Source organism: Sphingomonas panacis (assembly GCF_001717955.1).
Taxonomy (GTDB): domain Bacteria; phylum Pseudomonadota; class Alphaproteobacteria; order Sphingomonadales; family Sphingomonadaceae; genus Sphingomonas; species Sphingomonas panacis.
Genome location: NZ_CP014168.1, coordinates 1563499 through 1583152, shown reverse-complemented (window position 1 = coordinate 1583152; position 19654 = coordinate 1563499). Strand labels below are relative to the sequence as shown.

General features: G+C 64.5%; 20 protein-coding genes, 2 tRNA genes and 1 pseudogene. 9 read left to right on the top strand and 14 right to left on the bottom strand.

The features are described from left to right. Nucleotides 1-155 precede the first annotated feature (155 nt). Both J0A91_RS07185 and relB read right to left on the bottom strand, forming a co-directional pair. Entirely contained in the window at nt 156-371 is a 216-nt protein-coding gene (locus J0A91_RS07185; protein ID WP_240502282.1) for a type II toxin-antitoxin system RelE/ParE family toxin, read from the bottom strand. Between the two features lie 59 nt (nt 372-430). Then, entirely contained in the window at nt 431-613 is a 183-nt protein-coding gene (gene relB / locus J0A91_RS07180; RefSeq protein WP_069204334.1) for a type II toxin-antitoxin system RelB family antitoxin, read from the bottom strand. A gap of 226 nt (nt 614-839) precedes the next feature. Between relB and J0A91_RS07175 the strand changes: the two genes are divergently transcribed. Continuing rightward, nucleotides 840-1118, top strand: a complete 279-nt coding sequence (locus tag J0A91_RS07175; protein WP_069204333.1) for a hypothetical protein — start codon at nt 840-842, stop codon at nt 1116-1118. A gap of 83 nt (nt 1119-1201) precedes the next feature. Here the strand turns inward: J0A91_RS07175 and J0A91_RS07170 are convergent, their stop codons facing one another. Further along, nucleotides 1202-2770, bottom strand: a complete 1569-nt coding sequence (locus tag J0A91_RS07170) for a GmrSD restriction endonuclease domain-containing protein (protein ID WP_150126844.1) — start codon at nt 2768-2770, stop codon at nt 1202-1204. A 194-nt stretch (nt 2771-2964) separates the two neighbouring features. After that, nucleotides 2965-5967, bottom strand: coding sequence for an excinuclease ABC subunit UvrA (uvrA, locus tag J0A91_RS07165; protein WP_069204332.1), 3003 nt, complete (start codon nt 5965-5967; stop codon nt 2965-2967). A gap of 181 nt (nt 5968-6148) precedes the next feature. On the opposite strand from uvrA, the gene J0A91_RS07160 reads away from it, so the two are divergent. Beyond that, nucleotides 6149-7627 carry a carbohydrate porin gene (locus J0A91_RS07160; RefSeq protein WP_150127067.1) on the top strand — a complete coding sequence of 493 codons (1479 nt, stop codon included), beginning with the start codon at nt 6149-6151 and terminating at the stop codon, nt 7625-7627. A 57-nt stretch (nt 7628-7684) separates the two neighbouring features. Here J0A91_RS07160 and J0A91_RS07155 read toward each other — a convergent pair whose 3' ends face one another. Continuing rightward, a complete protein-coding gene (locus J0A91_RS07155; RefSeq protein ID WP_069204330.1) occupies nt 7685-8128 on the bottom strand; it encodes a globin domain-containing protein in 444 nt (147 codons plus the stop codon). Between the two features lie 160 nt (nt 8129-8288). Further along, nucleotides 8289-8588 (bottom strand): hypothetical protein, encoded by a 300-nt coding sequence (locus J0A91_RS25195; protein WP_083224547.1) that lies wholly within the window; start codon nt 8586-8588, stop codon nt 8289-8291. 754 nt (nt 8589-9342) lie between these two features. Between J0A91_RS25195 and J0A91_RS25310 the strand changes: the two are divergent. The 5 genes and pseudogenes from J0A91_RS25310 to J0A91_RS07130 form a co-directional block, all read left to right on the top strand. Further along, nucleotides 9343-9408 (top strand): annotated as a pseudogene (locus J0A91_RS25310) (hypothetical protein); the annotation flags it as partial. Between the two features lie 6 nt (nt 9409-9414). Then, complete coding sequence (locus tag J0A91_RS07145) at nt 9415-9864, top strand: DUF6151 family protein (protein WP_206364999.1); 450 nt, start codon at nt 9415-9417, stop codon at nt 9862-9864. Nucleotides 9865-10112: 248 nt separating this feature from the next. Further along, nucleotides 10113-10652, top strand: coding sequence for a hypothetical protein (locus J0A91_RS07140; protein WP_069204326.1), 540 nt, complete (start codon nt 10113-10115; stop codon nt 10650-10652). Continuing rightward, nucleotides 10649-12361 (top strand): hypothetical protein, encoded by a 1713-nt coding sequence (locus J0A91_RS07135; RefSeq protein ID WP_069204325.1) that lies wholly within the window; start codon nt 10649-10651, stop codon nt 12359-12361. Before J0A91_RS07140 ends, J0A91_RS07135 begins: the two co-directional genes overlap by 4 nt. Before the next feature lie 10 nt (nt 12362-12371). Then, a complete protein-coding gene (locus tag J0A91_RS07130; protein WP_069204324.1) occupies nt 12372-12569 on the top strand; it encodes a hypothetical protein in 198 nt (65 codons plus the stop codon). Between the two features lie 244 nt (nt 12570-12813). On the opposite strand, the gene J0A91_RS07125 is transcribed toward J0A91_RS07130, so the two are convergent. From J0A91_RS07125 to J0A91_RS07100, 6 genes are all read right to left on the bottom strand, one after another. Further along, on the bottom strand, nt 12814-14361 hold the full coding sequence (locus tag J0A91_RS07125) for a DHA2 family efflux MFS transporter permease subunit (protein ID WP_069204323.1): 1548 nt from the start codon (nt 14359-14361) through the stop codon (nt 12814-12816). After that, entirely contained in the window at nt 14358-15566 is a 1209-nt protein-coding gene (locus J0A91_RS07120; RefSeq protein WP_069207124.1) for an HlyD/EmrA/EmrK family protein, read from the bottom strand. Before J0A91_RS07120 ends, J0A91_RS07125 begins: the two co-directional genes overlap by 4 nt. Nucleotides 15567-15619: 53 nt before the next feature. Continuing rightward, nucleotides 15620-17059 (bottom strand): efflux transporter outer membrane subunit, encoded by a 1440-nt coding sequence (locus tag J0A91_RS07115; protein ID WP_069204322.1) that lies wholly within the window; start codon nt 17057-17059, stop codon nt 15620-15622. Beyond that, complete coding sequence (locus J0A91_RS07110) at nt 17056-17547, bottom strand: MarR family winged helix-turn-helix transcriptional regulator (RefSeq protein WP_069207123.1); 492 nt, start codon at nt 17545-17547, stop codon at nt 17056-17058. The genes J0A91_RS07115 and J0A91_RS07110 overlap by 4 nt, the downstream gene beginning before the upstream one ends. A 141-nt stretch (nt 17548-17688) precedes the next feature. Beyond that, the gene (locus J0A91_RS07105) at nt 17689-17973 is read right to left on the bottom strand and encodes a BrnA antitoxin family protein (RefSeq protein ID WP_069204321.1); all 285 of its coding nucleotides are present in this window, start codon (nt 17971-17973) and stop codon (nt 17689-17691) included. Beyond that, the gene (locus J0A91_RS07100; protein ID WP_069204320.1) at nt 17963-18226 is read right to left on the bottom strand and encodes a BrnT family toxin; all 264 of its coding nucleotides are present in this window, start codon (nt 18224-18226) and stop codon (nt 17963-17965) included. Before J0A91_RS07100 ends, J0A91_RS07105 begins: the two co-directional genes overlap by 11 nt. A 142-nt stretch (nt 18227-18368) precedes the next feature. Between J0A91_RS07100 and J0A91_RS07095 the strand changes: the two genes are divergently transcribed. Then, nucleotides 18369-18444, top strand: a tRNA-Val gene (locus J0A91_RS07095). A 29-nt stretch (nt 18445-18473) separates the two neighbouring features. Here the strand turns inward: J0A91_RS07095 and J0A91_RS07090 are convergent. Then, nucleotides 18474-18911, bottom strand: a complete 438-nt coding sequence (locus J0A91_RS07090; RefSeq protein WP_069204319.1) for a hypothetical protein — start codon at nt 18909-18911, stop codon at nt 18474-18476. Nucleotides 18912-19033: 122 nt separating this feature from the next. Further along, a tRNA-Pro gene (locus tag J0A91_RS07085) sits at nt 19034-19110 on the bottom strand. A gap of 192 nt (nt 19111-19302) precedes the next feature. Between J0A91_RS07085 and yajC the strand changes: the two genes are divergently transcribed. Further along, nucleotides 19303-19653 carry a preprotein translocase subunit YajC gene (gene yajC / locus J0A91_RS07080; RefSeq protein WP_069204318.1) on the top strand — a complete coding sequence of 117 codons (351 nt, stop codon included), beginning with the start codon at nt 19303-19305 and terminating at the stop codon, nt 19651-19653. Nucleotide 19654 lies beyond the last annotated feature (1 nt).

The following is a 19654-nucleotide window of genomic DNA, read 5'->3' as shown; positions in this document are numbered from 1 at the left end:
CCACCGCGCAGGATAGGCCGGGGCGGGCGTGTAGGACAGCGCGGCGCGCAAGCGGTTGGCGCAAGCCAAGCGCGCGCCCGGCGCAGCCGGAGCCGCGCCGGCCGGCGGCGCCCCGGCGCCGTCCGTCGACACGGGCTTTGCCCGTGGCGCGCGGGTCAGGGATATCGCTGTCGGGCGTGTAGCACCGCCACTACCTCGATCACCGACTCACCGACCCGATAGATGATGATGTAATTCGGATGGACGATCGCCTCACGCGTGCCGGACACGCGACCGGGGCGATGGACATGCGGGTGATCGGGTAGACGATCGACCGCGTCTTCGAAACGGTCGGCGAGCCGCTCGGCGGCGGCGGGGTTCCGGTCGGCGATGTAAACGATGATCTCGCGCGCCTGCGCCCGCGCCTTTGCGCGCCAAACGACGCGGCGCGTCAGGCCGGTTTGGTCCGCCTGGCTGCGATGATGGCGCGGAGCTCCGCCATCATCTGATCGTGGGGGATCGGCGGCGACGGATCGGCAAGCGAGGCCTCGACCTTGGCGCGGAACCACGCATCATAGGCGGCTTCGTCCTCGGTGGTGGCGAATTCGGACTCGATGGGGGTCATCTTCGTCATGCGGGGAGTATAGCACGGTTGCGGGCGCGGCGCGCAAGCACTTGGCGCAGCCAAGCGCACGCCCGGCGCAGCCGGAGCCGCGCCCGGCCGGCGGCGCTCCGGCGCCGTCCGACGACACGGGCTTTGCCCGTGGCGCGCCTGTGACGCACCGGACCCGCCGGTTTGAGTCGATCGACCGCGCCGAAGCCGGTATGACGACGCTGCCACCTGCCCGGAGCCGTCCGCCATGTCAGACCCCCTCGCCGCCCCCGCTGAGGATGTCGCAGCCCGTCTGGATGTCTACCTCGATGCAGCGATGCGGCGTCCGGTCGGGATCACGCGGGAGGGGACGGTGCGCGTCGTGATGCTCTCGCTCAAGGACTATGCGCGGCTGGCGCGGCGCGACCGGCAGGCGATCAGGATCGAGGATCTGGATTACGAAACACTCGACGCCATCCTCAACGCCGAACCGGGCGAACGCTCCAAGGAAGCCGGGCGGCGGCTGACAGATTCCTCGACCGGGTGACATTCTTCAGTTCGCGGACCTTGTAATCGCAAAATGCAAGTTAGATCAGACATCAACGATGATCATGATACAAAAGCAAAATATCAATTCTTAACTGACGTGTTGCAGTAAGGATGTGTTAGCTGACAATTATCTTCCCGGCCATTTCCGCCATCTTGCTTTCTTTCAATGTGATCGTAGGACGCAGATTTGCTAGGATCAATATATCCAGAGCAAACCGGACATTTCAAAGCGCTAGCGAGAGCTGTAGACAAAAATACCGAAGTTTTAGTGTCATCACTAAAATCTGCGCCTGGCTTGGCCTGTATAGAATATAGCCTGCTTTGCAGGCCAATTTCTTCAGCAAGAGAATTTATATTGAATCCTGGTTTATCGTTCCCAGCGGTTTCTATTATGTAGTTTAAAACCTGTTTAGCTCCAGCCATCCGCCTTCCACTTGCAAGTGCAGAAATTAACAACGTTATTATTGTCTTACTCTCCAGAAGAGTCCTCTCGATTTTACCTCGTCTTTCGGTAAAAACCTTGAACCAATCGCTGTTGTTATCTCTTATCCTCTCCGCAATTATGTTAAACATTGCCTGAAGCAAAAGGTCATAATGCCGACCTTGAGATGTATAGAAATATACAGCCGGATGCAGTCCCAGACTACCGGCTCCAGTCCCGACCATCCTTTGAACAATTTTGTTAAATTTAGCGAGTAGGAAAACTGTTTGACTTCCATCAGCGTCATCTTCGAACGCTTCCACGGGACGACCCTGCCCGTCAGCTATTTCCGCAAAATTTATAAGAAGGTTGAGCGCTTGCGCGGCGGATGCTGATCCACCCAGCGGCAAATCTAAACTCCGAACAGGCGTACTGAGTTCAGGCGAAAATAAAGATCTATGTATACTCTTCGAAATATCTACTATTTTATCTTGTATTTGCCGGTCAAATTTTGACCAATACTCACTACCTGTCGCAGCGCGGACAACAGATCTTGCTAATATAGCGGGAGCCTTGCGGCGGTTTTTAAGTATTCTACTTTCGGTGGCGTCCAACACTGAACCCTGGGTGTTAATTTTAAAGAATGAAGACTCCGCTTTATCTGCATCGCCAGTAATCCATTGAACCTGGATACCGCGCGTAGCAAAATTCATCATCTGACTGGATAGTAAAAGATCGTTGTTATCACCGCCTTCAGCAATGCGCGAAGCAAAATGCTGATAGGTGCCAGTTCTCATGGATACTTCGCGCCGGGTCCGCTCCGCAGACCTCTTCTGCTCCTGGGGAATTTGCCGCTTAAAGAAGCTAAAAGACAAGGGGCCATCGCCATAATCGTCATTCGCCCACGCGAGCAATGCACTAAGACGATGCCCGCCATCAATCACAAAGACATGAGTTGGCGACTTCCAGAGAATCACCGCCGGAATCAACTCTCCATTAAGAAAACTCTCGATCAACGTGGCGATTTGCTGGGGAGACCACTGCGTCGTCTCTCGTTGAAAGTCGGGCTTTCGTAGTAGTTTATACAAGAAGTTACTTGATCCCGCCAAATCTCTTAAAGAAATTTTCTCGAAACTATCCAGAGTCTGCGTGGCAACATCTATGCCATCCCTAATAGCAAAATCAGATCTAGGAATTAACGCATCCATATTAGTGTAAATCTTAGGCACAAAATCGCCCCCCCCCCGCCAAAGCAGTAATGTTCCACGTTCGTATGTACGTCGTCAACGTGGTTCGACCGCTACGATTGTCCTTATCTTAGAACCCTCCCACCCGAGGTTCCTGCCAGATAAGTCCTGCACCTCCTCAGATTTTCAACTAAGCCTTCGCCACGTTCCGGCTTTGGCGAAAAGATTTATCTCGCCTACTTCCCCAACAACGGCTTCAAATACCGCCCCGTAAAGCTCGCCTTCACCTTCACCACCGCCTCGGGCGTGCCCTCGGCAACAATCTCGCCACCCTTAACGCCACCCTCAGGCCCAAGGTCGATCACCCAGTCGGCGGTCTTGATGACGTCGAGATTGTGCTCGATCACCACCACGGTATTGCCGTGCTCGACGAGCGCGTGGAGCACTTCGAGCAGTTTGCGCACGTCCTCGAAGTGCAGCCCCGTCGTCGGCTCGTCGAGAATATACAGCGTCTGACCTGTCGCCCGCCGCGACAGTTCCTTCGCCAGCTTCACCCGCTGCGCTTCGCCGCCCGAGAGCGTCGTCGCCTGCTGGCCGACCTTGACGTAGCCGAGGCCCACTTCCGCCAGCATCGCCATCTTGTCGCGGATCGGCGGCACCGCCTTGAAGAATTCGACCGCATCCTCGACGGTCATGTCGAGCACGTCGGCGATGCTCAGCCCCTTGAACTTCACTTCCAAAGTCTCGCGGTTGTAGCGCGCGCCGTGGCAGACGTCGCAGGTGACATAGACGTCGGGGAGGAAGTGCATCTCGATCTTGAGCAGCCCGTCGCCCTGGCACGCCTCGCAGCGCCCGCCCTTCACGTTGAAGCTGAACCGCCCCGATTTGTAGCCGCGCGCGAGCGACTCCGGCAGGCCGGCGAACCAGTCGCGGATCTGGGTGAAGGCACCGGTATAGGTCGCCGGGTTCGAACGCGGGGTGCGGCCGATCGGCGACTGATCGATGTCGATCACCTTGTCGAGATATTGCAGCCCGGTGATCTTGTCGTGCTTGCCCTGGACGATGCGCGCGCCGTTCAGGGTGCGCGCGGCGGCGGCATAGAGCGTGTCGATGGTGAAGCTCGACTTGCCCGAGCCGGAGACGCCGGTGATGCAGGTGAAGGTGCCGAGCGGGATGCTCGCCGTCACGCCGCGCAGATTGTTGGCGGTGGCGTTGTGGACGGTGAGCTTCTTGCCGTTGCCCTTGCGGCGCTTGGCGGGGAGCGGCACGCTGCGGCGGCCGGCGAGATAATCGGCGGTGATGCTGCCTTCGGTGGCGAGCACTTCCTCGAACGTGCCCTGTGCGATGACGTTGCCGCCGTGGACGCCGGCGCCCGGCCCCATGTCGATCACATAATCGGCGGTGCGGATCGCATCCTCGTCATGCTCGACGACGAGCACGGTGTTGCCGAGATCGCGCAGGCGCCGCAGCGTCGCCAGCAGCATGTCGTTGTCGCGCTGGTGGAGGCCGATCGAGGGTTCGTCGAGCACGTAGAGCACGCCCGACAGGCCCGAGCCGATCTGCGAGGCGAGCCGGATGCGCTGGCTCTCGCCGCCCGACAAGGTGCCCGAGGTGCGATCGAGGTTGAGGTAATCGAGCCCGACGTTGTTGAGGAAACCGAGGCGTTCGAGGATTTCCTTGAGGATTCGCTCGGCGATCGCGGTCTGCTGCGCGGTGAGTTCGGCGGGGATCGCGGTGAACCACGCCAGCGCATCGACCACCGAGAGATGGGTGATGCTGGAAATGTCGCGCATGCCGATCTTGACCGCGAGCGCCTCGGGCTTGAGGCGCGCGCCGCCGCACACTTCGCAGGGGGCGGAGGATTGGTATTTCGACAGTTCCTCGCGCATCCACGCGCTCTCGGTGGAGAGCATGCGACGGTTGAGGTTGCCGATCACGCCTTCGAACGGCTTCTTGACGTCGTAGCTCTTGCGTCCGTCGATAAAGGTGAGCGTGACCGGCTTGCCGCCGGTGCCGTGGAGGATGATGAGCTGGACTTCGCCCGGCAGCTCCGCCCACGGCGTATCGAGGCTGAAGCCGAATTCGCGCGCAAGGGAGCCGAGCACCTGCATGTAATAGGGGCTTGGCGGGTTGGACTTGGCCCAGGGCACGACCGCGCCCTTCTTGATGCTGAGCGCATGGTTGGGGACGACGAGGTCTTCGTCGAACAGCAGCTTCTCGCCGAGCCCGTCGCAGGCCGGGCACGCGCCTTGCGGGGCGTTGAACGAGAACAGGCGCGGTTCGATCTCGGCGATGGTGAAGCCGGAGACCGGGCAGGCGAACTTTTCCGAAAAGACGATTCGGTTGTCCGGGATGCCGGTGCCTTTCATCTTCTTGCTGGCGGCGGCGGGCTTTCCCTTCCCGTTCGTGTCGAGCGAAGTCGAGACACCCTGCGCAGCGTCCGAGGCTTGTCCCTCGACTTCGCTCGGGACGAACGGGGGTTGGGTGGCTCCCCCGCCCCCGACATCGGCCACCGTTACATCGACCAGATCGACATAGGCCAGCCCTTCGGCGAGCTTGAGCGCGGTTTCGAAGCTGTCCGCCAGCCGCGTCGCGCTTTCGGGGTTCACGACGAGGCGATCGACCACCACTTCGATGTCGTGCTTGAGCTTCTTGTCGAGTGCTGGCGCCTCATCGATCTCGACGAGTTCGCCGTCGATGCGGACCCGGGTGAAGCCCGCTTTCTGCCACTCAAGCATTTCCTTCTTATACTCGCCCTTGCGGCCGCGCACGACGGGGGCGAGCAGGTACAGCCGCGTGCCCTCGGGCAGCGCCATGACGCGGTCGACCATCTGGCTGACGGTCTGCGCGGCGATCGGCAGGCCGGTGGCTGGGGAATAGGGGATGCCGACGCGCGCCCACAAAAGGCGCATGTAATCGTAGATCTCGGTGACGGTCGCCACGGTCGAGCGCGGGTTGCGGCTGGTGGTCTTCTGCTCGATGCTGATCGCGGGGCTGAGGCCCTCGATATGGTCGACATCGGGCTTCTGCATCATTTCGAGGAACTGGCGCGCATAGGCGCTGAGCGATTCGACGTAGCGGCGCTGCCCCTCGGCATAGATCGTATCGAACGCGAGGCTCGACTTGCCCGAGCCGCTGAGGCCGGTGATGACCGTCAGCGTATCGCGCGGGATATCGACCGAAACGTTCTTGAGATTGTGCTCACGCGCGCCGCGCACGGAAATGGTGGTAAGGGCCATGCCGATGGTTCTAGCTTTGTTCTGAATGGGATTCCAGTGTGGAAGATAGGGCGCCGACCGCCGGGGCGCGAGGGGGCCTTCGATAAAGCCGTGCGCGGGCGATCCTTCCGGGGTTGGAACGAAACATCGCGACACCCATTAAGGGGGTCTGTTTTTCGTCTCTCGCAGAAATGGTTGGATGATGATCGTGACGACGACCCGCCGGCTGGCGCCGTTCCTCGGTGCTGCCTGGTTGTTCTCCGCCGGCGGCGCGGTGGCGCAGGAGACGAAGGACGCCCCCGCCCCGCCCCCGGCGCAAGTCGATATCGGCGCGCCCGCCCCTGCCGCCGCGACCGACAGCTCCGCCACCAACACGAAGAAGCCCGCCAACGCCGCGACCCCGGCGGCGCGGCGGCGCTTCACCCATGCGCTTCACCCGCGCGACCCCTCGCCGAGCGCGGCGATCGGCGATACGCGCTATCAGGCGCCGCCGGGGCTGTTCGGCGACTGGCGCAAGGCGCGGAGCTGGCTCGGCAAGCGCGGGGTCGAGGTGTCGGCGCGCTACGTTTCGGAAAGCGGCTATAATGTCACCGGCGGCAGGAAGCGGCTCGCCACCGAGACCGGGCAGGCCGATCTCGGCGCGAAGTTCGATCTCGACACGCTCGCCGGGATCGACGGCGGCACCTTCCAGGCGACGCTGACGTGGCGGCGCGGGCGCAACCTCTCCGACGACGCCGGGCTGAACACGCTCCAGCAGGTGCAGGAGGTCTATGGCCGCGGCCAGACGGTGCGGTTGACCGAGCTGTGGTATCAGCAGAAGCTCGGCGACCGGGTCGAGGTGAAGCTCGGGCGGACCAATCCGGGGTCCGACTTCGCGGTGTTCTCGTGCCATTTCGAGAACCTCACCTTCTGCGGCGCGCAGCCGGGCAACCTCGTCGGCGACTATTGGTACAACTGGCCGGTCGCGCAGTGGGCGGGGATCGTCCATGTCGATGTCGCGAAGGGCGTGTACGTGCAGGTCGGCGGCTATGTCGAAAACCCCAACGAGCTGAAGAACAGCTTCTTCGTCGCGCGCTGGCGCGGCGCGACCGGCGTGTTGATCCCGTTCGAGGCGGGCTGGACGCGCGGGCTGGAGGGCGGGCACGTCGGATCGTACAAGGTGGGCGGCTGGTATTCGACCACCGACGGCGACGACGTGCTGCTCGACGTCAACCACCAGCCGACCGTCATCACGGGCCTAGCGCCGCTCAAGCATTCGGGGCGCTACGGCGTCTATGCGAGCGTTCAGCAGCAGATCACCGGCACGTCGAAGGACGGCAAGGCGCTGACCGGGCTGGGCGTGTTCGCCAACGTGACTCAGGCCGACCGCGCGACCAGCGTGACCGACAACCAGGTCGCGCTCGGGCTGTTCTACAAGGGGCTGTTGCCGGGCGTGGGCGGCGATGTGCTCGGCGTCGCGGTCGGGCGGACCAACGTCAACGGGCGCGCGGCGCGCGCCGATCTGCTGGTGCCGGGGACGCCGGTGCGCGATGCCGAATATGCCGCCGAAGTCTATTACAGCATGACGCCGGTGCCGTGGCTGGAATTGCAGCCGAACGTACAACTGATCCACCACCCCGGCGGCGTGACGACGCTGGGCGACGTCGGCGTTCTGGGGTTGAAGGCGGCGATCACGCTGTAGCGGTTGCGGTGTCGGCTTTACGCAAGGCAGCGCTCTGCGGTGGCAGGATCTTCGATGTCACGCCGCCTCGGCATAGAGCGTGGCTTCACGTCCCTTCAGAACGTCGGCAAGGAACCAATACGCCTCGCCCCATGCATTCAGCACGGTATCATCGACCGCATCGCCAAGAACGTCCTTGATCGCCGGGAGCAGGGCGTTGGCGACGGCAGGGTAATGCTCTGGTTTGATGTGCGTCGCGACGTGGCGCGCGGCGATGCGTTCGATCGCCGGTTTCAACGCGTCAAGCTTGTCGGCGTTCTGCGCAAAGGCGAGGATGGCGGCCGCGAGCCGCTTGGGCTGCTCGCCGGAGTCTTGAGCGGCCATATCGAACAGCGCTTTGATCTCGGGATCGACAAACAGCCGTTGGTACATGCGTGTCGTGATCTCAACCCCATGCTTCTGGAGAGCCGGAGCCGTCGATTTGATGATGACGATGGTATCAGGCGATAGGGGCTCTGACATAAACTCTCCCAAGCACGGCGATATTGATGCGGTTGGCATTACATATAGATCATGATCTTCCGCCATGCACGTCTTGATCTCCATCGAAGCTCATTTTACGATCCTTTATCATCTAAATACGTAGAATCCCGGGGTTGCGGACCGATGGCGGCCGACTTCCTTATTCCGGTATACATGGATCAATTGTTACTGAAACATGCGTCCCGGCAATCTCGCCATCGACCCCGTAAATCCCCGGAAGGCGCAAGATATAATCGCCGCCCTCCCGATCGACGAAAAGTTCGGAAAGCACGTTCTGGTGATTCCACCCGTTCAGCTTTACATTCTTGGTGCCTTGAATGGTGAAGGTCACCAACGCGTGGCGATCGAGCCGGAAATGACCGCTCTCGGTTATGTCGCTGTTCGTCCTCCATACATGGACGCGCATGACTGAAGGCTCAGGATTACGCCTGAGATCGATACTAACGACCTCCGCATCATGGAAGTCGGGCGAATAGCCGAACCAATGATTACCTCAGCCCAGCCCGGAATGGCTTCCATATCAGTCATTATCCCTTGGTAGGTGGACCAACGGTCATCGGCAATGCGGCAAGGAACGTCCACTATGAGGCGCCTGCCGACAGCCGGCGGACCCGACGCCGCTCCCGGCGAGAACGGCAAAAGTGGTGGAAAGCCGTCACTACCGTGTTAGGTTCGCGTGATGCTTCACACTCGCGACTTGAATGGCACAGCCGAAGTCGATGGCCTTCGATACGAGTGGGCCGTCCAACGGGAGCCGCAATGGTGCACCGTAGACGGCTGGAAGGGCATGACTGTCGCTCTTCGTCAATGTGACGCCCAACGGGAGGCGCTTCTGGAGTTCCCGATGCCCTCGGGGAAGCGTTCGAAGCTCCAACCGCAACTACGGCGTCCGCAGGTCAATCAGAGGATCATAGAGAACGGCATCCGCGCTGCATTGATGGCAGGCTGGGAACCGGCATCGCGGGGCAAGCCTGTCGTCTTCGAGGTTGACGCCAACGGCTGCTAATGGGCGGGAGCCGTCATCCGATCGCGAGGGGGTCGAGAACGGCGAAAACTGGTGGGAAGCGGCGGTCCCTTTGGGGGGCGCTGGAAAGTTGCCTCGATCTTCAAGATCGAAGCGTGGCTGGCAGTCATCGACGCGTAAGATTAGGCTATCGGGCATCATCGTGATCGAACGGCGATAGGAACGGCGGATGGGTTTGACGGTGCGTACAGCAACTTGTTACTGCGGTCGCGTTCGGTGTGAGGGCATTGGCGCTCCGATCGTGAGTACGGTCTGCTACTGTAGCGATTGCCAAGCCGGGGGGCGCCAGATCGAAGCTTTGGCCGGCGCGGACAGCGTTCTCGATCCAGACGGCGGAACACCATATCTTACGTATCGCGACGACCGCTTCGCATGCGTAGAAGGTGCTGAATTGCTCGTCGGCTACAAGCTCAAGCCGGATGCACCGACGCAGCGCTTCGTGGCCTCCTGCTGCAATACGGGCTTGTTCCTCAAATTCGCGCCGGGGCATTGGACCTCATCCTATCGCTCACGGTTCAACGGTCCGTTGCCGCCGATCGAAATGCGGACGAAAGTCGGCAGGCGTAAGTCCGATTTACCTATTCCCCAAGATGCCCCGGCATATCGCTCCTTTCCCTTAAAGCTCTTCCGCCGCTTGCTTGCGGCTCGTATCGCGATGCTGTTTTCGCCCTCCTCCGCCGGTCAGTCGTGAGCGTCGGGACCATTCGGAACGGCGCCAGTTAGCGGCAAGTCAGCGCGCCTGGGAACGGCTTGGATTGGGCGAGAGCCGCCCAACGCCGTCCTCAAAAGGAACGTCTGGTGAGCAGTAGTGCCGGACAGCTTGCGACCCGGTCGGAGCGCTATCTCGCGACCGAATAACCATATCGGTTAAATCGCTGTCCTACAGCACACCGTTCGCGGTAGCGACTCCGCCTTCACAGGCCATCGGGGATTCGCTGCATGAGATACCTCTTCCTTGCGGTCGCGTTGCTGTCCGCGCCGGCGCAGGCGCAGCGTGCGGCGTCGGTTCAGGCGCCGGGCGGCTATGCGCCGATTCAGGCGCCGTGCGTTCGGCAAAGCGACAGCAGTTGTGTGGCGGTCAGCCCGACCGCGCCGCTGCCGACCACGCAGGGGCCGCTCGGCGCGGCGATCTCGACGCCGCTTGCCGGCAGCGTCACCGCCAGCGCGGTGACGCCGACCTCGGGCGCGGCGAGCTTCGCGGGCGGGACCGCGACGATCGGGCCGATGGTGCCGCAGCTCGGGCGCGACATCGGCCTCAAATTGTGGAGCGCGGACAATGCGGTGTTCTCGTGCCAGATGCGCGACAGCATCGACGGCGGCGTCACCAAGCTGCCGCTGACGATCTTCGATGTCGCGATCGGCGGGCCGTATACCGCGCCGGTCAACAGCGCGATCACGTCCGAGAGCATCGCCGACACGCAGGTCTATCTGCTGTGCTCCGTGAGCGCCGGCACGCTCAATTATGTGGTGGCGCAATGAGCGCGCGGCATATCGTAGCGCTCGCGGCGCTGCTCGGCGCGTCGCCCGCCGCCGCCGAAAGCGATCCCGCCGCGCGTGGCCTCGCGCTGCGCGCGAACACCGCCGCCGCCGCGCGCGTGCCGCGATTGTCGGTGATCTCGGGCGCCGAGCAATGGTACGGCCTCGCCGCGACGCTGACGCCGGGCACGTTCAACACGGTGCGCGTGCTTCACCGCAACCTTGCCGGTTGCACCGCGACGGGGTTGCGGCTGCTCGCGGGCAATTACGGCTGGGCGAACACCAGTTCGGCGGGCAGCCCGTCCGCGCCCAAGGAGCGGCAGAATCCCTATCCGATCATCATCCACAGCGCGTTCGAGTTCGCGGGTACGAAGACCGACCAGCAACAGCCGCGCTCGGCCGTCCGCTGGGGCGGGCAGCCGACCGCGACGCTGACGCCGTCGACCGCCGCTTATGCGTTCCCCAACCTGTTGCTGTCCGATCCCGTCCCGGCGTCGGTCGCGCCGGGTGCCGCGTTCTACGAGCGCTCGTCGATCACGCAGACGGCGGCGGGGCAGCAATATTTCAGCACGGTGTCGCTGCGCGGCGGCACGACCGGGTTCGGCACCGACAGCGGCGAGGGATCGACGGTCAATTCGGGGGTCGAGCGCGCGTTCGACAATGCCGCCGGGGACGTGAGCGTGGGCGCGCCGCAATTCGCTGCCGGCTGGTCGGCGCTGGCGGTGCTCGGCATCTGCGCGGACGGATCGGTCGCGCCGTCGATCGCGATCGCCGGGGACAGTATCGTCGCCAAGGTCGATGACGCGGGGTATGGCTATTTCACCGGCGGCTGGGCGCTGCGCGCGTTCGCGGCCTATCCGCACATGCTGCTCGCGCTGCCGGGCGAGCGCGAGATGGATGCGGTGCAGGCGTGGAACTCTGCGTCGCGGTTCGAGGCGTCAGGCTACGCGACTCATGTGCTGTGGGCCTATGGCCGCAACGATCTGAGCTATGACGTCGGAGTGCTCGGGCTGACGCCCGCGCAGGCGCTCGCGGCGATGAAGGCGGTGCGGTTGCAGGCGGCGAAGGCGTTCATGATGCCGCGCGGCGGCGGCGCGCCGGGTCAGGTGTTCATCGCCGCGACGATCCTGCCCGCGCCGACCTCCTCCGATGGCTTCCTGACGATGGCCGGGCAAAGCAAGGACGCCTATGAGGCGGGGCGCGTGCTGTTCAACCAGTGGCTGCGCGATCCCGGTCCGGCGGGGTTCATCGCGCAGGCGAATGCGCAGGTGGCGGGGGTGGCCAATGCCGGAGTGGCGCGGGTCGCCGATCCGTGCGCGGGGCTTGAGGTGAATGCGGGCGGCGTGCCGACGCGCGACGGCGGGTACTCGCCGCCCGCCACCGTCACCTATGCGACCGGCACGTCCTCGGGCAGCAACACCAGCAACAGCTTCAACGATAGCAGCAAGGCGTGGGCGGCGGGCGCGCTTCGCGGTGCCGAGCTTCAGATCGTGTCGGGCACCGGCGCCGGGCAGTATCGCGGCATCGGCGGCAACAGCGCGACTCAGGTGCTGATCGCCGATCCGTGGACGACGTTGCCCGATGCGAGCAGCACCTATCGGATCACCGACGCGCCGGGCTGGAACGGCGTCCATCCGGGCACGCGCGGCGCGATCCTGTCGGCGGCAGGGATCAACGCTGGCGTGCTGATGCGGCCGCTGGCCGGGCAATGAGGAGACGAGCATGAACCAGCGTGAGCAACTGATCGCCTATCTCGCCACGCTCGCCGCGCTGGCGGTGATCTTCACGGTGGCGATCGTCGCGGGCGTGGTGAGCGCGCACGTGATCGGCAAGATCGAGGCGTTCGGGCTTGGCACGATCACCGGCGGGCTGATCGGCGTGCTGCGGCTGCCGGGGAACCCGCCGGTGAGACCGGAGTGAGGGGGTGCGCCGGGCGGCCCCAACTATAGCACAGCGACAATACCCAAACCGTTCGTGCTGAGTAGAGATCGAGTAGGGCCAAAGGCCCGTATCGAGAGCTCGTATCGAAGCACAGGTTCCGCGCGGGGGCTGTGCTTCGATACGCCACCTCGATACGCCCGCTGCGCGGGCTACTCGGCGGCTACTCAGCACGAACGGGGGTTGTACGAGATGGCCGGGCGGCTCCACACGCCCGACCACGCCCTCAGTCCGCCACCGGCCCGTGATTGGCCGGCGCCGGGCGTTTGGCCATCCACACCACGCCGATCAGCACGATCGAAACCCAGCCGCACAGCCAGAAGATTTCGAGCGACGACAGCAGATAGGCCTGGCCGACGATCTGCCGCATCACCACGCCGACCGCCTGCCCCGGACTGGCGCCCAGCGCCTGAAGCTGGTCGAGCGTCTGGCGATAGACCGGCGACCAGTCGCTGCCGGCCTCGGTCAGCCGCGTCTGGTGGAGCGCTTCGCGCCGGTCCCAGAAGGTGGTGGTGAGCGACGCCGCGAAACTGCCCGCGGTGATTCGCGCGAAGTTGGAGATGCCCGAGGCCGAGGGCACCTTTTCCGCAGGCACGCCATCGAGCAAAATGGTGATGAGCGGCACGAAGAACGCCGCCATCGCCACGCCCTGCAACAGCAGCGGCGCCGCCAGCACGAGGAAGCTCGCATCGGGCGTGTACCAGGAGCGCATGAAGAACGAGATCGCGTAACAGACGAACGCGAACGACGCGATCCAGCGCACATCGATCCTGAGCCGGCTGATGATCGGCGTCATCACCACCGCCATGATCCCGGCCGGCGCGGCGACGAGCCCCGCCCAGGTCGCGGTATAGCCCATCTGCTCCTGGAGCCACAACGGCAGCAGCAGGTTGTTGGCGAACAGCACCGCATAGCCCAGGCAGATCGCGAGCGTGCCGAGCGCGAAGTTGCGGCGCTTGAACAGGGTGAGATCGACCGCGGGCTGGCCGTCGGTCAGCTCCCAGATGATCCACGCGACGAAGCCGACCACCGCGCACACCGCCAGTATGACGATCAGCGGGTTGTTGAACCAGTCGCGATCCTTGCCGAGATCGAGCATCGTCTGGAGGCTGAACACCCAGAAGGCGAGCAGGATGAGGCCGACCGTGTCGATCCGCACTTTGCGCGTCGGGGTCTCGCGCGACTTGAGCGACTGCCAGCTGATGAACCCCGCCGCGATGCCGATCGGCACGTTGATGAGGAAGATCCAGCTCCAATGGTAGTTATCGGAGATGTAACCGCCCAGCACCGGGCCGAACACCGGCGCGGCGAGCGTCGTCATCGACCAGATGCTGAGCGCGGTCCCGCGTTTGTGGGATGGGAAGATCGCGATGAGCAGCGCCTGGCTGCCCGGGATCATCGGGCCAGACACGCCGCCCTGGAGGATGCGGAAGACAATCAGCGAGGGCAGATCCCAGGCGAGGCCGCACAGCAACGAGGCGATGGTGAAGGCGAACACCGACACGGTGAAGGTCTTGACCACGCCGAAGCGCTGCATGAACCAGCCGGTCAGCGGCACCGTCACGCCGTTCGCCACCGCGAACGAGGTGATGACCCAGGTGCCGTTGTCCGAACTGACGCCGAGGCTGCCCGCGATCGTCGGCAGCGAGACGTTGGCGATGGTGCCGTCGAGCACCTGCATGAAGGTGCCAAGCGCGAGCGCGACGGCGGTGACCGCGAGGGCCAGCCCCGCGAGCGGCGGCGGCCCGGCGGCCGCTCCGGGCTGGCCGCTCACCGCGCGCGGCCCAGATTCTGGTTGATGATCTGGCGGATTCGCGTGTCGATCTCGGGGCCGCCGTCGAGGCTGGCCTGCGTGCCGCCGGCGGGGGGCGCGCTCATCGCGACGAGCGGCTTGGACTGATCGGCGGTATCGACCGTGACGTTCGCCGAGAGGCCGACGCGCAAGGGGTGCGCGCGCAGCTCGCGGGGATCGAGCGCGATGCGGACCGGCACGCGCTGGACGATCTTGATCCAGTTGCCCGAGGCGTTCTGCGCCGGGAGCAGCGAGAAAGCGCTGCCGCTGCCCGCGCCGAGACCGAGCACATGCCCGTGGAAGGCGAGCTTGCCTCCGTAGACGTCGGCGGTGATCTTGACCGGCTGGCCGACGCGGATCTTTTCGAGCTGAGTCTCGCGGAAGTTGGCGTCGATCCACAGGCTGTCGAGCGGCACCACCGCCATCAGCGGCGTGCCGGGGGCGATGCGCTGGCCGAGCTGGACGGTGCGCTGCGCGACGACGCCATCCATCGGCGCGACAATCCGCATATGGCTGGAGTTGATCGCCGCCTGCCGCACATTGGCGATCGCGGCGAGCACGCGCGGGTTGGTGTAAATGCTGGTGCCCGCAACCGCACTCGCCGCCTGCGCGCGCTTGGCGAGCGCGAGGTTGAGGGCGGCATTGGCGGTGGTGACGGCATCGGCGGCGTGAGCAACTTCCTCGCCCGAGACGGCGCCATCGGCGGCGGCGCCCTTGCGGCGGGCGAGGTCGCTCCCCGCCTTGGCGAGATCGGCGCGGGCCTGCGCGATTTCGGCGCTGGCCTCGTCGACCGAAGCGCTGTCCGAGCGCACGCCGCGCACCGCCTGGCCGAGCGCGGCCTCGGCGGCTTGCAGCGAGACATCGGTGGTGGCGGGGTCGAGATCGATCAGCGGCTGGCCGCGCTTGACCGCCTGGGTGTTGTCGGCGTGGATCGCGAGCACGGTGCCGCCGTCACGCGCGGTGACGCTCACCACATTGCCGCCGACATAGGCGTCGTCGGTCTCCTCGGTGGGCGGGGCGGTGAGGACGTGAATCGCATAGAGGATCGCGGCGATTAGCAGGATCGCGCCGAAGATCATGAAGGCGATGCGGCGCGTGCGCGACTTGGCCGTCGGTGGGGCGGCGGCGGGCTGGGGTGCCGGCTCCGGTGGCGGCGCCGCGGTGGTGACGGGCGCGGCGGCGGGCATATCGTCCCCGTCGTCGCGTGCGGTATCACGGTCAATGCGCGTCGAGTATTCGGTCATAGTCCCGACCCCTTGGTGTTTGCGGCGACCGCGACGCGGGGATCGAAGCCCCCACCCAGCGCGGCGATGAGTTTGATTCGTTGGGTGATGGCGTTGGCCTCGGCGTCGATCCGGCCCTGCTCGGCTTCGAGCAGGCGGAAGCCCGAATCGACCGCGTCGAGTCGCGAGCCGAGTCCGGTCGAGGTGCGTACCGCGTCGAGCCGAACCGTGTCGCGAAGCCCGGCGACGACCTTGTCCTGTTGGGCGAGATCGGCATCGGCGGCGCGGACGTTTGTGATGGCATCGGCCGAATCGCGCACCGCGGTGATGACGCTCGCGTTGTAATCGGCGACCGCCTTGTCGAGATCAGCGCCGGCGCCGCGATATTGCGCGCGCAGGCGGCCGCCCTCGAAGATCGGCAGATGGATCGCCGCGCCGCCCGATACCTGCGCCGAGCCGGCGGTGAAGAACTGGCCAAGCCCGAGTGCCGCCAGGCTGGCGAGCGCCGAGATGTTGACGTTGGGCATGAAATCCGCGCGCGCGACCGCCCGGCCCGACACCGCCGCGTCGATCCGCGCCTGTCCGGCGAGCAGATCAGGCCGCCGGCCGAGCAGATCGGCTGGCAGCACCGCCGGCACTTCGGGCGGACGATCGAGCGCGAGCGTGGAGGCCGCGATCTGCGGATAGAAATCGGCGCCGCGCCCGACCAGAGCGGCGAGCGCATGGACCGCGAGATCATGCTGCTGAAGGCTGCGCACCTTGGCCTGCCGCGCCTCGGCGAGCAACGTTTCGGCGGTGCGCGCCTCGAACTCGCTGGCGAGCTTGTGCTTGATCCGCGACTGCACGTAGCCGAGCGCCTGCTGGCGGGTGGTGACGAAACGGTCGGCGATCTCGGCCTGGCGGTCGGCCTGGACCAGACTGGCGTAGCTCTGCGCGACCGCAGTGGCGATCATCAGCCGCGCGGCTGCCGCATCGAGCTCGGCGGCGCGTTCACTCGAGCGCGCCTGCGCGACCAAAGCGCGCTGGCGGCCGAACAGATCGAGATCCCATGACAGGTTCGCCGCGAGCGACGGCACCGCATAGGTGCGCCCGCCATAGGGCGGCGGGATGACGTAATGTTCGCTGAACCGCTCGGCCTGAAGCCCGGCGTCGCCGGTGATCTGCGGCAATTGGCCGGCATGCTGGACGTCGATCGCGGCCTGCGCCGCGCGGACGCGGGCGAGCGCGCCGGCGAGGTTGGGGTTGCCGGCGAGCGCGAGTTCGACCAGCCGGCCGAGCTGCGGATCGCCGAACGAGTCCCACCAGCGATCCGACACGGCGGGCGCTGCGTCGCTCAGGCCAAGCGCGACCGGCTTGAGCTGTGCGACCTGCGGGGCATCGCGCGGCACGCTCGCGCAGCCGGCGAGCAGCAGCGCGGTCGCCGCCGCGATGCCGCGGGTGATGAGCGGGCGGCTCATTCCACTGTCTCCACGACGAAACCGGCATGTTCCTCGGCGAGCATCCGTTCGGCGACGACCAGCAACCGCGCGAGCATCGACGAGAATTGCGTGACCTCGTCATCGTTGAAGTCGGCGATCAGCGTGTTCCAGCCCGACACCACGATCGGCGCGATCGCCTCGATCTTGGCGTCGCCCGCCGCGCTCACCTTGAGGCCGACGACGCGGCGATCCTCGGCGTTGCGATCGCGCAGCATCAGCCCGCGCTCCTCGAGCGTGTCGATCAGCCGGGTGGTCGCGCCGCTGGTGATGTTGAGCTCGCGCGCCAGCTCGCCGGGGTTCGAGATCGCGCCGTCGCGAACGACCTTGAGCGCAATCCACTGCGTGACGGTGACGTCCTCCGCCGCGAATCGCCGTTCGAGCAACGTCTTGACGTGCTGTTCGAGCCGCCGAAGCATCCGCCCCGGTGAGCGCTGCGTCGCGCAATCCTCTATGGTGAGCCGTGCCAAAACCTGCCTCCGAAATATCTGCATGTGCAGATAATGCGCGTGCAATGGCTGACAAGTGCGAAAGATGCAAACGTTACGATGCTTTGCGCACGCAAAGGGGGCGCGCGTGCCGGGGGGCGGCGGCGATGGTTGCGCGAGCTCCTAGTTCGACAATGCCTTGCGCAACGCATCGTTGATCCGCACCTGCCAGCCGGGGCCGGTCTCGCGCCAGCCGGCGAGCACGTCCGGATCGAGCCGCAACGTCACCTGCTTTTTCGCATCCGCCTTGGTCGACCCCGTCGGCCGACCCCGCTTGCCTTTGCCGAACGCCGCGAGCACGTCAGGCGACAGCACCTCGGCGGCGGGTCTCGCGGCCGCAAAATCCTGATCGAGCCACTCGGGGTTATCATCGTCGAACGCGACGGGCGGATTTTTCTCAGAGGCCATGTCGGCGTATCTCCTTTCGGTGCGCGCGGCGGTAGCTGATCGCGCGGATCGTGGCGCCGCGAACCGCGAAGACGAGGCAACGCGCCTCCCCTCCGACCAAGCCGAATGCGCGATAGCGCGTCTCGCGATAGTCGAAGCGATCATCGACCAGCACAACGGCGGTGGAGAGATCGAATTCCGCCGCGTCCGCGAGCGAAAGGCCGTGCTTGGCGACGTTGGCCACATCCTTTGCGGGATCGAATTCGATATCCACGGATTATTTGTAACGCCAATTTATTTGCGGCGCAAGATTTCCGTGTCGCTACGACTACAGAGCGGCCACCGGGCGGTCCGTGCCGCTCGCAGAGCATTGACCGGAGGCCAAAACCCCCTAAAAGCCCCGAATTCCCGTGAGGGGGCGATTAGCTCAGTTGGTAGAGCGTCTCGTTTACACCGAGAATGTCGGCGGTTCGAGCCCGTCATCGCCCACCATCGCCGAACGAGAACGGCGCAATGGCAGTTCAGCGTTTCACGAACGCATAGTCGGTCATGTCATTGGCGCCGATCAGATGAAGCGCGTAAGCTTCGTGTATGGCCGGCATCGCCTCGCTATCCTTGTTGAAAAAGACATATTGAAGCGTACCGCCAAACCGGACAGATCCGCGATCGACACTAACGCCGCGATCGACTTCAATACAAAAGCCGCGTTTACTGTCCGTGACTTTGTAATGCGCGGTTTCCACGCCCGTGGAGATCACGCCATCGCGCAAGGTCAAAGGCGCGCAGCAGGGGTTCCGATATACACCGTTCGCCCACGCCTGCGATGGCGGAGAATATCTCGGGGAAACCAGATATATAAGGCCGAAGACGAAAATCATTCCCGGCACCAACACCATGCCGAAAGCTCGGATCATCGCGGCCTGCGCGGCCTCATCTTCTGGCGTAGATTTCAGGCGCATCGCTCCAGTTACTCAGCACGCGCGGCGCGGTAAAGCCGACAATAGGGGACGAATCCCCGGTCGACATGAGCGCAAAGGGAACGCGAAACTCGCGATTCCGGGCTGAAATGCTTGGTGTTCTCTGGTCGGGGCGACAGGATTCGAACCTGCGACCCCCACACCCCCAGTGTGATGCGCTACCAGGCTGCGCTACGCCCCGACCGAGGGAGGCGCGTGTAGGCGGAAGGGCCGCGGGATGCAAGCGAGATCGCTATCCCGCCTGTCGCGCCTGCAACACGCGCAGCGGATTGTTGCGTGGCCCTCGCGATGATGGTAGCGCGCGCCGCTTGTAAGCGGGGCGGCTGCCGCCTCCGCGCCCGGTGCTTCGCCGGCAGCTTTTGTTCAGGACGCCATGTTCGCCACCTCAGCCCTTGCCGCTTCCGCCACCTCCACATCCGCCGCTGGCGGTAGCGGTGGTGTGGCGTCGATGTTCCTGCTGTTCTTCCCGTATATCGCGATCGCGGTGGTCGGCTATTTCCTGCTGCTGCGCCCGCAGCAACAGCGCATCAAGGCGCAGCAGGCGAAGATCAACGGCGTCAAGAAGGGCGATTCGGTCGTCACCGCGGGCGGCGTGCTCGGCAAGGTGACTCGCGTCGAGGACCAGTATGTCGAGGTCGAGGTCGCGCCCAACGTCCGCATCCGCGTCGTCAAGGCGACGCTGTCGGAAGTGACCAACCCGCTCGCCAAGCCCGCGAACGACTGAT

Excerpts from the sequence above, each read along its gene's own strand:
- relB (WP_069204334.1), bottom strand. The coding sequence starts at position 613 with ATGACGAAGATGACCCCCATCGAGTCCGAATTCGCCACCACCGAGGAC.
- J0A91_RS07175 (WP_069204333.1), top strand. The coding sequence starts at position 840 with ATGTCAGACCCCCTCGCCGCCCCCGCTGAGGATGTCGCAGCCCGTCTG.
- uvrA (WP_069204332.1), bottom strand. The coding sequence starts at position 5,967 with ATGGCCCTTACCACCATTTCCGTGCGCGGCGCGCGTGAGCACAATCTC.
- J0A91_RS07160 (WP_150127067.1), top strand. The coding sequence starts at position 6,149 with ATGATCGTGACGACGACCCGCCGGCTGGCGCCGTTCCTCGGTGCTGCC.
- J0A91_RS07155 (WP_069204330.1), bottom strand. The coding sequence starts at position 8,128 with ATGTCAGAGCCCCTATCGCCTGATACCATCGTCATCATCAAATCGACG.
- J0A91_RS07140 (WP_069204326.1), top strand. The coding sequence starts at position 10,113 with ATGAGATACCTCTTCCTTGCGGTCGCGTTGCTGTCCGCGCCGGCGCAG.
- J0A91_RS07135 (WP_069204325.1), top strand. The coding sequence starts at position 10,649 with ATGAGCGCGCGGCATATCGTAGCGCTCGCGGCGCTGCTCGGCGCGTCG.
- J0A91_RS07130 (WP_069204324.1), top strand. The coding sequence starts at position 12,372 with ATGAACCAGCGTGAGCAACTGATCGCCTATCTCGCCACGCTCGCCGCG.
- J0A91_RS07120 (WP_069207124.1), bottom strand. The coding sequence starts at position 15,566 with ATGCCCGCCGCCGCGCCCGTCACCACCGCGGCGCCGCCACCGGAGCCG.
- J0A91_RS07115 (WP_069204322.1), bottom strand. The coding sequence starts at position 17,059 with ATGAGCCGCCCGCTCATCACCCGCGGCATCGCGGCGGCGACCGCGCTG.
- J0A91_RS07105 (WP_069204321.1), bottom strand. The coding sequence starts at position 17,973 with ATGGCCTCTGAGAAAAATCCGCCCGTCGCGTTCGACGATGATAACCCC.
- J0A91_RS07090 (WP_069204319.1), bottom strand. The coding sequence starts at position 18,911 with ATGCGCCTGAAATCTACGCCAGAAGATGAGGCCGCGCAGGCCGCGATG.
- yajC (WP_069204318.1), top strand. The coding sequence starts at position 19,303 with ATGTTCGCCACCTCAGCCCTTGCCGCTTCCGCCACCTCCACATCCGCC.